Source organism: Acinetobacter sp. V116_7 (genome assembly GCF_056735735.1).
Genome location: NZ_JBWZIF010000028.1, coordinates 678579 through 692704, shown reverse-complemented (window position 1 = coordinate 692704; position 14126 = coordinate 678579). Strand labels below are relative to the sequence as shown.

Genomic DNA, 14126 nt, shown 5'->3' with positions numbered 1-14126 from the left:
GAAAAGATAATTCTATAATTTAGATTAAAACATCAGATTAATTTGTTTTTGTATTATGTGAATAATCATTATTTTGTTTCTGTTATTAAAATTCAGGAATTATTAAGTGAGCACACAAGAACTCGATCATAACCATCGTTATGAAATTAAATCTCCCGATGATGTTTCACAATTAATTTCCAAGTTTGCAGGGAAGGGTAAGTCTAATAAAGTTATTTGGTTGGCACTAATTGGGGTGTTTATTGATGCCTATGATTTAACAACGCTGTCCTTTGGTATTGAGCAAGTCATCTCAGAGTTTTCTTTAAGCCCTGTGATGACTGGTGTGGTGGCTTCAGCAATTGTCTGCGGAACCATTGTGGGTAACCTGATTGGGGGTTGGCTGACAGATAAAATCGGCCGTTATCGAGTCTTTATGGCGGACATGGTGCTGTTTGTCATTGCGGCAATTGTCGCAGGCTTTGCACCGAATGTCTGGGTTTTGATTTTAGCCCGATTTATTATGGGAATTAGTGTTGGTATTGATTTGCCTGTGGCAATGTCATACTTATCTGAGTTTTCTAAATTTAACGGGAGTAGCAACAAAGCAGCGCGGTTAGCCGCATGGTGCCCAATGTGGTATGCTGCTTCTTCGGTCTGTTTTGGTCTGGTTTTAGCCCTTTACTTTCTTTTACCTCCTGAGCATAGCAACTGGTTATGGCGAGCATCTTTAATTTTTGGAGCAGTGCCAGCGTTACTCATTATTTTTATTCGCGGTAAATATTTAACTGAATCACCAATCTGGCTTGCCAACCAAGGTGATTTAAAAGGGGCAGCTAAAGTTCTACAAGAGTCCTATGCAATTAATGCAGTCGCTACAGTTGAAAAAGTAGAAAGAACTGCTGAAAAGAAAAAGCGCGAGGGGTTTGCAGTTTTATTTAATAAAACCTATTTGCCAAGAACGATTGTGGCAATTGTGATTCACATTTCGGTGGCATTTCAGTACACGACCATTGCCTTCTTTTTACCTTCTATTTTAACGCGTTTCTTCCATACAGATGTCTTGACGACCATTACCACCACACTTGGACTTAATTTATTATTTGCATTTACGGGCGGGCTGTTAGGCGTATTTGTTGCTAGCAGATTTAAATCTCGTCATGTGTTGCTTACAGGCTTTTTACTCCAGTTTATAGCCCTCATTGCCTTAGCATTAATTGGTGAACCCGGTAATAGTTTTTTACTCTACACCGCAATTGGCATGCTAGGTTTATGGCTTTTTGCTGAAGGTTTTGGGCCAGGTGCACAAATGATGGTGTATCCAACTATGGCTTATCCAGCTTCGATTCGTGGCGTTGGGGTCGGCTTTAACCGTGCAGTAACGGGTGTTGCTCAAGCAATTGCTTTGTTTGTTTTACCGATCTGGATGGCGGGATATAAAACCGATGTTTACCTGATTATTTCTATCTTTGCATTTATTCCTTTAATTGTGATTGGGCTACTGATTAAGTTTGAGCCTACTGCTCAAGATGTCGATGTGATTGATGAAGATAAAGCAGAACTTCCTCTCAATAATTCACCAGTAATCGACTAGAGTAAAAATAGATATCTAAATGAAAACAAAGGCCAACATCTGTTGGCCTTTGTTTTTTTGAGTTAGAAGTAATAAGCAAAAATCACAAATGCTTTTTTGTTCCATTTATCATTGCTTCCGCCAGCCGCAAGACCTTCACTGTCTCCTAGATATGGATCGTGTTTACCCACCAGCAACTCGGCTTGTACTGTCAATTTTTGATAGTTAAAGGCAATGCCGGGAATAAAACGGGTGGAGTCTTTAAAGCCATCTTGCTCTTTTCGATAAGAACTATAGTTTAAGTACGGGCGAATAGAGGTAATTGGGCCAAACTGCTGAGGAAATAAATAGCTGAGTTCGGCTGAGTAAATCTGACCTTTGGTTGCAGAGTTGAATGAATAATCGAAACCGCCCAAAGTCAGGTGGTCTTTATATTGAGCGTCGGCATTATCAATGTCTTGATAACCAGCTAAAAGCTGTAAATTCCATTGATTGTAATTGGTATTGCTAAAAACTGAATAGACTTGGCGATCGCCATCTTGCCCTGAACGTTTATTTTCAATGGTGGAATACCATGCAGAGGCACCCAGTTGAGTAGAGAAATTTTCTTGGCCTAAGACATTTTTAAAGGTATGAGCACCGCGAACAACAATGGAGTTCTTTTCTTTAGTATTGGTGCCTTGTGGTACAGAGTCATCCGCATTGACTGGGTTGATACTAAATCGACTCGAGTCTTTGCTTTTACCTCTATAGGTGCCACCATCGGTAGGATAAAAGGCGAGTTGTGCTTCATTGATTCCATCATTGAAATCATATTTTACGCCAAGGTTATGTACATCTTCCCAACCTGCACTATTGGCAATGCCTAAATAATAAGTATTTCCCCAAAAGCGACCCAAGCCAAAAGGAACTGGGTTTAAGCCAGCAATAATTTTACTGTTGTCATTAATTTTATAACCCAACCACGCATCGGTAAGCCAATTGGCATCGCCTAAACGCCCGTAATATTCATAAACCCGATAATCTAGGTGGCCAATCCATTTCGGGGAGTTGTAATCTAGCCATAATACCGCGTCATTAAAGGAAAATTTACTGGTAGTGGGGTCAGAGTCAAAATCATAAACATATTTAGCTCGAACAGTACCACTCACTTTAAGTTGACCTTCTTCAGCATTACCAAAGGTAAGAGCCGCATGACTTGAAAGGCTGAATGTAATCAAAGACGTTGTAATTAATGTTTTTTTCAAAAATTGAGAATGTTTAAACAAAAGAATTTTTCTCCTCTTAAAAATAAAAATTAAATTTGCGTCATGTATAAACCAGAAAAAGATTTGTTCAAATCTTAATATTTGCAGAAGTTTTAAGATAAAAAGATAATAAAATCTGAACTTTATATAAAAGAATGAAAATTAATTAGATGCAAAACTCTGGATGCAATAAGCAAAAAATAAAAATGACGAAATGAGTAGGATAAAATAATTAGAGTAGGTATGTCAGGTTTTTCTCATCATGTGTTTTTTGAATATCCTTTTTAATTATTGATATATAAGTATTTTAATTTTATGGCTAATCTGTAAGGCTTGTTGATATTTGCTTTTTACCAAAAGATAAAAACTTATATGAAAAAGTTATTTATCAAAAATAGATAAGCAACTCATATTTTTTTATTTTTCATTATAAAGCCAGCTGCATACCATGAGCTTATATTATTGAAAGATCATGAAATTATGAGCACAAAGACCAAACCGTTGATTATCACGGCAATTGTGGTTGTAGCAATTGTTGCATTTATCGTATGGCAAAATAAAAAAGACAATAATACAAGTGCTTCAGTTCGCGACAGCAAACCTGTCGTAATTGCCTACCAAACAGGGGTGGACCCAAGCAAAGTTGCCCAGGCCAATGGGGAATATGAAAAACATAGCCAACGTAATATTCAATGGAAAAAATTTGATGCGGGTTCAGATGTTGTAAACGCACTTGCTTCAGGTGATGTCGTACTTGGCAATATTGGCTCAAGTCCACTTGCTGCTGCGGCAAGCCGTGATTTACCGATTGAAGTATTCTTAATTACATCAAAACTTGGTGGGTCTGAAGCATTAGTAGTAAGTAATAAATCAGGCATTAAAACTCCTCAAGATTTAATTGGCAAAACCGTTGCTGTACCGTTTGTATCAACCACGCATTACAGCCTTTTGTCTGCACTTAAACATTGGAACATTCCAGAAGACAAAGTAAAAATTATTAACTTGCGTCCACCTGAAATTTCAGCTGCTTGGGAACGTGGTGATATTGATGCAGCATATGTGTGGGAACCTGCTTTAAGTAAAGCCAAAGCATCTGGTACGGTTTTAACCGACTCAAAACAAGTGGGCGAATGGGGTGCTCCAACTTATGACTTATGGGTTGTGCGTAAAGATTTTGCAGAGAAAAATCCTGATTTCTTAAAAGCTTTTGTTAAAACTACGCTTGAGCAGCTTGAAAAATATAATCAAGATCCAGCCGCTTACGTTAAAGATGCCGATAACGTGCAAAAAATTGCGCAGCTTACAGGTTCTGATCCAAAAGATATCCCACTTTTATTAAGTGGAAATATTTACCTAGACCACGCTCAGCAAAAACAAACGTTAGATGGTGAATTTGCGCAAAATATTTTTGATACAGCGAAGTTCTTAAAAGGTCAGGGCAAGGTCGATCAACTTAAAGCCGATTATAAAGGCAATGTGAATTCTTCATTTTTGCAGCCTTAAGGAGTTGTCATGAGTGTACTAGAAGCCAAACATATTCATCTGACTTTTCCTAAACAGCAAAAGCCAGTTTTACAAGACATTAACCTAACCATTGAAGAAGGTACTTTAACCGTCATTTTGGGCGAGTCAGGTTGTGGCAAAACAACTTTGCTTAATATCTTGGCGGGGTTTCAAAAGCCGAGTTCAGGTGATGTGCTTGTAAATCATGAAGTGGTAAATGGACCAGATGTAACCCGCGCTGTCGTGTTTCAGGATCATGCACTCCTTCCTTGGTTGAATGTTGCAGATAATGTTGGCTTCGCTTTGCAGTTAAAAGGTTTAAAGCGCGTAGATATCGAAGCAAAAGTGAATGCAATTTTAAAAATTGTAGGTTTAAGTCACGTTGAAAAAGCCAATATTTGGGAACTTTCCGGTGGTATGAAACAACGTGTTGGTATTGCCAGAGCTTTGATCAGCCACGCGCCGTTTATTTTATTAGATGAACCTTTTGCGGCATTAGATGCTTTTACGCGTGAAAACATGCAGCAGTTAGTGCTCGATTTATGGATTCAACAAAATAAAAGCTTCTTTTTAATTACTCATGACATTGAAGAAGCATTATTGCTCAGCAATCAGTTAGTTCTGATGACAGCGCATCCAGGCAAAATTGTAGAAACTCTACATCTCGATTTTGCTAATCGATATCGTCAGGGCGAGTCTATTCGTTCAATTAAATCGGACTCTCAATTTATTCAGCTCAGAGAGCAGTTATTTGAAAGTTTAAGGGCACAAAAGCAAAGCGGTAAGGAGGCGTTAACCACATGAGTACTAAAGATAACGTCTATGAATATGACAAAGCAGGGCTAAAACTTAAGCCAGATGTGCAAACAGAAAATGCTTCATTTCTATCGTCATTTTTTGAGAAGCATCGTACTTTGGCAGTTAGCATAATTAGTGTGGGAAGTGTGGTTGCACTCTGGTTCCTCATTACTGCTTTGCATGTCGTACCTGAACTGTTTTTACCGAGCCCACAGGCAGTTTGGCAAAAATTTATATCGGTCAGCCAAGAAGGCTTTATGAAGGCTACTTTGTGGCAACACTTGGCCGCTAGTATCTCTCGTGTATTTTTAGCTTTGATTGCTGCCGTGGTGATTGGTGTACCACTGGGCTTATGGATGGGCCTGAACAAATGGGTTCGCGCTGTTCTAGATCCTTTGGTTGAATTATTACGTCCAATTCCGCCGTTAGCTTATTTACCTTTACTCGTAATTTGGTTCGGTATTGGCGAAACCACAAAAGTACTTTTGATTTTCTTCTCGATTTTGGCGCCGGTCATCATTAGTAGTGCGCATGGTGTGTTAAGCCATCAGCTTAATCGTGAACGTGCTGCACTGTCGTTAGGAGCAAGTCAGGCACAAGTATTTTGGCATGTCATTTTACCAACAGCTTTACCTCATATTATTACCGGTATTCGTATTGGTCTTGGGGTGGGTTGGTCAACATTAGTTGCAGCAGAATTGGTTGCAGCGGACCGTGGTATTGGTTTTATGGTGCAATCGGCAGCACAGTTCTTAATTACCGATACGGTGATTCTGGGCATTATTGTGATTGCGATTGTCGCAGTTAGTTTTGAGCTGTTTTTACGTTGGTTACAAAAACAGTTTTCTCCTTGGTATGGTCAGCAGTTGTAGTAAAGAAGATGAATACAGTAGTAGCAAACTTAAATATTGAAGTGATCAAGCCTACCATTGGCGCAATTATTCACGATATTGATTTGAATGCGTTAAATGAACAGACAACGCAACAAATCCAGCAGGCTTTGCTTGATCATCAGGTCATTTTTTTTCGAAAGCAACAATTAGCGCCACAAGCACAAGCAGACTTGGCACGCAGTTTTGGCAGCTTACATGTGCACCCGATTTATCCTTCAATTGAAGATGTACCTGAAGTGATGGTGCTCGACAGTTGGAAACAAGACTTGCGTGACAATGAACTTTGGCACACAGATGTGACTTTTAGTAAAAATCCACCTTTAGGCTGTGTGTTGCAAGCCATTAAAATTCCACCTGTAGGCGGTGATACGTTGTGGTCGAGTAATACAGCAGCTTTTAAAGGGCTCCCGCTTGAGTTAAAGCAAAAATTACGTGGCTTAACTGCAACACATGATATTCGTAAGTCTTTTCCACTTGAGCGTTTTGCCCATAACGAAGAAGAGCGTGAAAAGCTGTTGCAAACCTTTAAGCGTAATCCTCCAGTGGTTCATCCAGTGGTGCGTACCCATCCGGTTACAGGTGAGCCTTTGTTGTTTGTAAGTGAGGGCTTTACCACTCGCATTAATGAGTTACCTGAACAAGAAAGTGAGCAATTACTTGATTTCTTGTTTGAACATGCGACCCAAGAGCAATTTCATTTGCGTTGGAAGTGGCAAGATGGTGATATCGCGATTTGGGATAACCGTTGTACGCAACATAAAGCATTATTTGATTATGGCGATGCTCATCGCATCATGCACCGTGCAACTATTAACGGTGATGTGCCATTTTATAAAAATGAACAACAGCCAGAGTTAGCCGAAGTTTAATTCTTTGATTTTCAGCCGTTTCAATTCCAACGCAGCGTTTTGAGTTGGAATTGAAGCAATAACTCTTTAGCGCATTCCAAATTCTGACAATATACCTGTGTAACTCTTTACGGGAGGTGAAGCCCAATCACCAACTTTGCTGGTTTTTAAATTTAACTGAACTAACATTTCAGCTTGTTTAACTGCTGCTGCAACGCCGTCAATAACAATCACTCCCAACTCGTTTTGTAGCTTTAGACATAAATCACTCATACCTGCACAGCCCAAAACAATTGCATCGCTTTTATCTTCTACTAGTGCTTTCTTGCATTCATCTCGTACGGTCCGATAGGCATTTGAGTCAGGAAGCTCTAACTCTTCAACTGCAATGTCACAAGCTCGAACATTTTTGCAAAATGGTGTAGCCCCATAGCGATGAGCCAGATGCCAGCTCATATTCACTGTGCGTTGTAAGGTTGTGACTACACTAAAACCAGTACTTACATAACTTGCAGTTCGCATAGCTGCTTCGGCAATCCCAATCACAGGCGCTGAAGTCATTTCACGGGCAGCATAAAGCGCAGGGTCACCAAAACAGGCAATAACATAAGCATTTACACCTAGAAATTCACCTTGGCGAATTTCTTCTAGCACACCTACTGCACTTAATGCTTCATCATAATAACTTTCAATCGTAGCAGGGCCCATTTGAGGACTTACTGCAATAATTTGAGTGTCAGAACCTGCGACTATCTTTGCTGATGCAGCAATTTTGTCTGTCATGCTTTGAGTGGTATTGGGGTTAATAATTTTAATTTTCATTGTACTTTTGCCTTAGTCATTGCCGATTTAGCATGGGCAAGCGGTTGGTTAAGAAATCGGTAAATGACAAAACCGAATCCCATCCCAATAAACCATGTGAAATTAGCAAGAGCAGATAATTGTGGTAACAGCACACATAGAATAGGAATTAATGAAGCTGGAATTAAGGCATAAAAGGCAGAGTGGTTATAACCATTTTTGTACCAATACAAACCTTTCGTATCTAAGGTATATAAATCATCTACCACAATTTTTTGTTTTTTAACGAGGTAAAAATCGGCGAGCAAAACGCCAAAAAGTGGACCGATAAATGCACCTAAAATATCAATGGTGTAATGGATCACTTGAGGGTTATTAAACAAATTCCATGGGGTAATGAAAATTGAACCTACTGCTGCAATCATTCCACCCATGCGCCAGCTAATTTTGCTCGGTGAAACATTAGAAAAATCAAATGCAGGTGAAACAAAGTTAGCGACAATATTAATCCCAATGGTGGCAATCATTAAGGTCAAGCTGCCTAAAATCACCACAAAGGTGTTATCCAGTTTTCCAACCATCTCGACAGGGTCTGTAATGAGTTTGCCGTAGACTGGAAGCGTTGCTGCAATACACACCACAGTAAGTAAAGAAAAGCCTAAGAAGTTAATCGGTAGTCCAAGAAAGTTCCCCATTTTAATGGCATTAAAACTTTTGCCATAACGAGAGAAATCACCAAAGTTCAGCATAGGCCCTGAAAAATATGAAACAACAAGCGCAATAGCCCCAATCATAACTGGCACAACCGCAAAACCGTCGTATTGAACACCGCTCAAGTTTAAATCAATATTTTGCCAGCCAGCTTTCCAGATGAGCCATACTGCCATCGCAAACATTACAACGTAGACAGCTGGGCCTGCCCAGTCAATAAACTTACGAATACTGTCCATGCCAGACCAAAAAACAATCGCTTGAAGTAGCCAAAGCAGCATAAAGCCAACCCATCCTAAATAGGAAAGCCCAAGAAAGCCGTAATTTGAAACATCGGCATAGACCGACCATTCTGGAAAGAACTTTAAAATGACCAATAAAAAGGCACTGGAGGCCAAATAGGTTTGAATGCCATACCATGCGACAGCAATAAGCCCACGGATAACAGCAGGAATATTTGCACCAAGCACACCGAAGGTTGCGCGGCAAATAACAGGATAGGGCGTACCAGTTTGTTGGCTAGACTTGGCAATGAGGTTTGTAAAAAACTGAACTATGGCAATGCCGATGAGTAAAGATAAAAGTACCTGCCAGCTATTGAGCCCAAGTGCAAAAAGGCTCCCAGCCATGACATAACCGCCGACACTATGAACATCAGACATCCAGAAAGCAAAAATATTATAAGCGCCCCAAGTCTGCTTTTTTAAAGGAGCTAAGTCTTGATTTGTCAGTTTTGCATCATAAGAAGGTTTAATTATTGCTTCGGTATTATTCATCTTGAACACTCACTTCCTTAAGATGGTGGCACTTTCAGCAGCATTGTTTTTCTGTCTAAAAGAATGAAATTAAAATTGTGTACAATGTTATATTTAAATTGTGCACAATCTTAATTGAGCAAAAGTTATGCCAAATTTAAGAAGTAGCGCTTATGAGTTATTTAAACTGGTATGAATTTTGGATATGCAGAGACAGATTTATAAAATGAGAAGTGCTTAATTTTTATAAAAAGTAAGTAAATTTAGGTGTATAAGTGGATATTTAGAGGTCTAATATTGAATTGTTTAGCTCAACATAAGTGTTTGGAGGAATGAGAGTAATATTCCAAAACGCTTAAGTTAAACTTACACTACTGTCATTAGATAAAGTTTTAAAAAGAGGAGGCATTAATAAAAATGGAGAAATCAATGCCATCGAATGCACCAAAAAAAGCCGTAGAAATGAGCAATGATGAAATTGATGACCATATATATAACGCTATTGTAGATGCTATTTTAAATCGACAACTTCCCCCTGGCGCACGTTTAGTTGAAGCGCCTTTGTGTGAAGCATTCGGTGTAACGCGAGGAGTGTTAAGACGTGTTTTCGTCAAACTTGCACATGATAAGGTCATCGAAATTCAGCCCAATCGTGGAGCACTCATCGCAAAACATAGTGCTCATGAAACAAAACAGGTCTTTGAAGCACGTAGCATGCTTGAAATCGCGACTGTAAAAAAGCTAGCTCAAAAGTCACATAACCTAGATTTTAGTGAGCTTCGAGGTTTAGTAGATCAAGAGTCTCATGAGCGTTTAGCTGGCAATTGGGCCGAGTGGATTAAGTTATCAGGGCAATTTCATTTAAAGCTGATTGAAGCAAATCAAAATACGATTATGACCAGTTATTTGCAGACGCTTATTGCAAGGACTTCGTTATTAATTGGGTTATATGAAATTCCCAAACATAATAATTGTTCGGCAGATGAACATCGTGCAATTTTAAATGCCATTGAGCAAGGCGATGAAAAACGAGCAACTCAATTGATGGAAGAGCATTTAGAACACTACGCGACGACATTTGTTGAAGAAGACAGTACAGCAACAGCAGAGCAAAATTTATTAAATTTATTTAAAAATAAGAAAATTGAAACCATTTATACTAACTAAAAAATAATGGGCCAATTCTTCTGGAAAAGGCCCAGATTGGTTATTTGATAGGAATGATTTGATGAGTTAAAAAATCAATAAATAATTTTACTTTCTTCGATAAAATCTTACGATTTGGCCATGTCACATATAAGTGAAGTGGCTGACTAGTATAGTCCTCCAAACATTTCTGTAATTTACCTTCTTTGTAGTAAGGCTCTGCAATAAATTCTGGAAGAAAGACGATACCGTGATCTTTTAAACACATATCTAATAATAATTCACCATTATTACAGGTCATGACTGGGAAGCAATTAAAGGACACTTCTTTTTGATCTTTTTGGAAAATCAATTTCTTATGTCGACTGTCTTGATAATAAATCAGAAACTTATGTTCTTTAAGTTCTTCTAATGAGTCTGGTAATCCATGCTGATTGAAATACTCAGGTGTCGCATATAGATAGCGCTGATAGGTATTTAAAATTTTACTATTTGCTAAGTTTGGAGGAGAGCCATCTACACGAATGGTTAAATCAAATTTATTATTATTCATATCTAGTAGTTGATCAGTCATGAATAGATCAATTTTGATGCTGGGATATTTCTCAATAAAGTCTGAAATGATATTTTGAAGAAAAATATTGCTAAAAGACATTGGCGTATTGAGCTTGAGTTCGCCTTCTGGGTACTGTTGGTTATAGCTAATTTCGTAGGCAGCCCATTCAAACTCACTTAAAATGACTTTACTATGCTGATAAAACTTTTCTCCACAAGAGGTGAGGTTCATCTGTCTTGTGGTTCGGGTTAACAGTGTGGTTTTTAGGTCATTTTCGAGGTAGCAAACACGTTTGGCCACTAAATCACGTGAGATGTCGAGTGCTCTGGCTGCACTACTAAAATTCCCATGTTCTACGACACTTACAAAAGTGGAAATACAGTCTAATCGATCCATGGTTAAGCAAAAGTTAAAAAAATATATATCAATGATTAAACTATAAAAATTAAAAAGCAATCATTGATTTTATTGTATTCGTACAGCATACAGATTCGTGCTGATTTGCTGTCTATGCTTTTACATTTTTATCTGTTTTGATAATGACCAGTAGGCAATTTTAATGCATTACTCATAAGGAATAATGGAGTTTACCCATGAATAAGTCACTTTTAGAACAACTTTCACCAACAAATTGTCAGGTTATTTTTATTGATCATCAGCCACAAATGGCTTTTGGGGTACAGTCAATAGATCGCCAAGTATTAAAGAATAATACGGTAGGATTAGCAAAAGCAGCTAAAACATTCAATATTCCTGTCACTATTACTACGGTTGAAACTGAAAGCTTCTCTGGTCATACCTATCCAGAACTTTTAGATGTATTTCCAGATGCTCCATTACTAGAACGTACTTCAATGAATTCATGGGATGACCAAAAAGTACGTGATTCGCTTGCAAAAAATAATCGTAAGAAAGTGATTGTTTCAGGTTTGTGGACTGAAGTGTGCAATAACACCTTTGCTTTTGGTGCCATGCTTGAAGGCGATTATGAAATTTATATGGTTGCCGATGCTTCTGGTGGTACATCGAAAGAGGCACATGACTATTCTATGCAACGTATGATTCAAGCAGGTGTTGTTCCGGTAACTTGGCAACAAGTATTACTTGAATGGCAACGTGATTGGGCACACCGTGATACGTATGATGCAGTTATGGCTATTGTACGCGAGCATTCTGGTGCTTACGGTATGGGTGTGGACTATGCCTATACGATGGTACATAAGGCGCCTGAACGTACAACATCAAAACACGAAGTACTTGCACCAGTTCCTGCAAAATAAAACAGTACTGATTTAGGTAAAGGCATGTCTAGTATTCAATATTTAAGTGATATTAATACAGATATGCCTTTATTTTTTAGAACGATAATTCACAAGAATGGAGTTCAGAATGACCGAAATAAACCTCATACTCATAAACGGTAAAATCACAACACTAGATCCTCAGAATCCCGAAGTACAAGCAATTGCGATTGCAGACGGTAAAGTCGTACGTACGGGTACAAATGATGAGGTTATGAAGCTCGCAACACCTACAAGCAAAGTCGTAGACTTAAATGGTCGTCGCGTTATACCGGGTCTAAATGACAGTCATCTGCATATTATTCGTGGTGGCCTAAATTACAATATGGAACTGCGCTGGGAAGGTGTGCCATCCGTTGCAGATGCATTACGCTTACTTAAAGAGCAAGCAGATAATACGCCAGCTCCGCAATGGGTTCGCGTAGTAGGTGGTTGGACCGAGTTCCAGTTTGCTGAAAAGCGTTTACCGACTTTAGAAGAAATTAATAAAGCTGCACCAGATACTCCTGTATTCGTTTTACATTTATACGCCAGTGCCTTGTTGAACCGAGCTGCGCTTGATGTATTAGGCTTTAACAAAGACACACCAGACCCACCGGGTGGCAAGATTGTAAGAGATGAAAAGGGTGAGCCAACTGGTCTATTGCTCGCAACTCCATCCGCTATGATTTTATATTCGACTTTAGGTAAAGCACCAAAATTGCCAGTTGAAGATCAAGTCAATTCAACTCGTCATTTCATGCGTGAGTTGAACCGATTAGGCATTACTTCAGCAATTGATGCAGGTGGCGGGGGGCAAAACTATCCTGAAGATTATGATGTGATTAAGCAATTGCACGATCAAAATCAAATGACGGTTCGAATTGCTTATAACCTATTTGCTCAGAAGGCAGGCCAAGAGCTTGATGATTATCGCCGCTGGACCGAAATGACATTTCCGGGCGATGGTGATGAATTATTTAGAATGAATGGAGCAGGTGAGAACCTGACTTGGTCGGCAGGTGATTTCGAAGATTTCTATGAGCCACGTCCAGATTTACCGGAAAAAATGGAAGGTGAACTCGAAGCCATTGTAGAGCACTTGGCTGAAAAGAAATGGCCATTCCGTATTCATGCAACCTATGATGAAAGTATTAATCGTCTGCTCAATGTATTTGAGCGCGTCAATTCAAAACAGCCATTTGCAACTCGATTTATTATTGACCATGCCGAAACTGTATCTGAGCGTAATATCGAACGTATTGGTGCGTTGGGTGGCGGTATTGCCATTCAACACCGTATGGCATATCAAGGTGAGATTTTCGTAAAACGCTATGGTGCTGAAGCTGCTCAGGCAACTCCACCAGTTAAGAAAATGTTAGAACTTGGAGTGCCTGTAGGTGCGGGAACAGATGCGACTCGAGTTGCATCATATAACCCTTGGGTGTGTTTATATTGGCTAAGTACTGGTAAAACAGTTGGTGGTTTACCACTCTATGATGAAAAAAATCTATTAGACCGTCAGACAGCACTTAAACTCTGGACGAAAGGTTCGGCTTGGTTCTCAGGTGAAAAAGATGTTAAAGGTTCACTTACAGCAGGGGAACTTGCCGACTTAGTTGTGCTGTCTGATGACTACTTCAAAGTGGAAGCAGAAGATATCCAGTGGATTGAGTCTGTACTCACTGTTTTAGGCGGAAAAGTGGTATATGCAGGTGCAGAGTTTAAGCAAGACGATCCACCGTTACCGCCAGCATCTCCAACATGGTCGCCAGTAAAACGCTTTGGTGGTCAGTGGCGTTTAACCGAAAATCGTAATGCACCTTCGAATCAATCATTACAGTCACAAAGTGCATTGTGTGAATGTGCTAGCAGTTGTGGCATGCATGGACATAGCCACTCATGGATGCTTGATGTTCCTGTAAATGATAAAGATAAAAAATCTTTCTGGGGTGCACTCGGGTGTTCTTGTTTTGCATTTTAAATAAAACAGTATGGGAACCTGCCTCGTTAAATGGCTTGCTTCCCTAAGGTAT

General features: G+C 39.2%; 12 protein-coding genes. 8 read left to right on the top strand and 4 right to left on the bottom strand.

Features of this window, described 5'->3' with window-relative positions; translation table 11 throughout:
* Positions 1-106: 106 nt before the first annotated feature.
* On the top strand, positions 107-1573 hold the full coding sequence (locus AC1PJP_RS17250) for an MFS transporter (protein WP_013198172.1): 1467 nt from the start codon (positions 107-109) through the stop codon (positions 1571-1573).
* A 62-nt stretch (positions 1574-1635) separates the two neighbouring features.
* Here AC1PJP_RS17250 and AC1PJP_RS17245 read toward each other — a convergent pair whose 3' ends face one another.
* Entirely contained in the window at positions 1636-2820 is a 1185-nt protein-coding gene (locus AC1PJP_RS17245) for a hypothetical protein (protein WP_282496883.1), read from the bottom strand.
* A 441-nt stretch (positions 2821-3261) separates the two neighbouring features.
* Here AC1PJP_RS17245 and tauA point away from each other — a divergent pair, with 441 nt between their 5' ends.
* The 4 genes from tauA to tauD are packed head-to-tail and all read left to right on the top strand — an operon-like array spanning position 3262 to position 6862.
* A complete protein-coding gene (gene tauA, locus AC1PJP_RS17240) occupies positions 3262-4302 on the top strand; it encodes a taurine ABC transporter substrate-binding protein (protein ID WP_282496882.1) in 1041 nt (346 codons plus the stop codon).
* Between the two features lie 9 nt (positions 4303-4311).
* Positions 4312-5106: a taurine ABC transporter ATP-binding protein gene (locus AC1PJP_RS17235; protein WP_479767839.1), complete on the top strand. Its 795-nt coding sequence runs from the start codon at positions 4312-4314 to the stop codon at positions 5104-5106.
* Positions 5103-5972: a taurine ABC transporter permease TauC gene (tauC, locus tag AC1PJP_RS17230; RefSeq protein WP_002114284.1), complete on the top strand. Its 870-nt coding sequence runs from the start codon at positions 5103-5105 to the stop codon at positions 5970-5972. Before AC1PJP_RS17235 ends, tauC begins: the two co-directional genes overlap by 4 nt.
* Before the next feature lie 8 nt (positions 5973-5980).
* Positions 5981-6862 carry a taurine dioxygenase gene (gene tauD, locus AC1PJP_RS17225; protein WP_479767837.1) on the top strand — a complete coding sequence of 294 codons (882 nt, stop codon included), beginning with the start codon at positions 5981-5983 and terminating at the stop codon, positions 6860-6862.
* 66 nt (positions 6863-6928) lie between these two features.
* On the opposite strand, the gene AC1PJP_RS17220 is transcribed toward tauD, so the two are convergent.
* On the bottom strand, positions 6929-7663 hold the full coding sequence (locus tag AC1PJP_RS17220; RefSeq protein WP_479767835.1) for an aspartate/glutamate racemase family protein: 735 nt from the start codon (positions 7661-7663) through the stop codon (positions 6929-6931).
* Positions 7660-9129 carry an NCS1 family nucleobase:cation symporter-1 gene (locus AC1PJP_RS17215; RefSeq protein WP_322903556.1) on the bottom strand — a complete coding sequence of 490 codons (1470 nt, stop codon included), beginning with the start codon at positions 9127-9129 and terminating at the stop codon, positions 7660-7662. The genes AC1PJP_RS17220 and AC1PJP_RS17215 overlap by 4 nt, the downstream gene beginning before the upstream one ends.
* Before the next feature lie 396 nt (positions 9130-9525).
* On the opposite strand from AC1PJP_RS17215, the gene AC1PJP_RS17210 reads away from it, so the two are divergent.
* Entirely contained in the window at positions 9526-10275 is a 750-nt protein-coding gene (locus AC1PJP_RS17210; RefSeq protein ID WP_034591058.1) for a GntR family transcriptional regulator, read from the top strand.
* A 40-nt stretch (positions 10276-10315) separates the two neighbouring features.
* Here the strand turns inward: AC1PJP_RS17210 and AC1PJP_RS17205 are convergent, their stop codons facing one another.
* A complete protein-coding gene (locus AC1PJP_RS17205; RefSeq protein ID WP_005304435.1) occupies positions 10316-11206 on the bottom strand; it encodes a LysR family transcriptional regulator in 891 nt (296 codons plus the stop codon).
* Between the two features lie 197 nt (positions 11207-11403).
* Between AC1PJP_RS17205 and AC1PJP_RS17200 the strand changes: the two genes are divergently transcribed.
* Both AC1PJP_RS17200 and AC1PJP_RS17195 read left to right on the top strand, forming a co-directional pair.
* On the top strand, positions 11404-12090 hold the full coding sequence (locus AC1PJP_RS17200; protein WP_003651277.1) for a hydrolase: 687 nt from the start codon (positions 11404-11406) through the stop codon (positions 12088-12090).
* Between the two features lie 109 nt (positions 12091-12199).
* Positions 12200-14074 carry an amidohydrolase gene (locus tag AC1PJP_RS17195; RefSeq protein WP_479767832.1) on the top strand — a complete coding sequence of 625 codons (1875 nt, stop codon included), beginning with the start codon at positions 12200-12202 and terminating at the stop codon, positions 14072-14074.
* Positions 14075-14126: the final 52 nt, after the last annotated feature.

Coding starts and splice junctions, on each gene's coding strand:
- AC1PJP_RS17215 (WP_322903556.1), bottom strand. CDS start 9,129: ATGAATAATACCGAAGCAATAATTAAACCTTCTTATGATGCAAAACTG.
- AC1PJP_RS17220 (WP_479767835.1), bottom strand. CDS start 7,663: ATGAAAATTAAAATTATTAACCCCAATACCACTCAAAGCATGACAGAC.
- AC1PJP_RS17195 (WP_479767832.1), top strand. CDS start 12,200: ATGACCGAAATAAACCTCATACTCATAAACGGTAAAATCACAACACTA.
- AC1PJP_RS17210 (WP_034591058.1), top strand. CDS start 9,526: ATGGAGAAATCAATGCCATCGAATGCACCAAAAAAAGCCGTAGAAATG.
- tauD (WP_479767837.1), top strand. CDS start 5,981: ATGAATACAGTAGTAGCAAACTTAAATATTGAAGTGATCAAGCCTACC.
- tauC (WP_002114284.1), top strand. CDS start 5,103: ATGAGTACTAAAGATAACGTCTATGAATATGACAAAGCAGGGCTAAAA.
- AC1PJP_RS17235 (WP_479767839.1), top strand. CDS start 4,312: ATGAGTGTACTAGAAGCCAAACATATTCATCTGACTTTTCCTAAACAG.
- AC1PJP_RS17205 (WP_005304435.1), bottom strand. CDS start 11,206: ATGGATCGATTAGACTGTATTTCCACTTTTGTAAGTGTCGTAGAACAT.
- AC1PJP_RS17200 (WP_003651277.1), top strand. CDS start 11,404: ATGAATAAGTCACTTTTAGAACAACTTTCACCAACAAATTGTCAGGTT.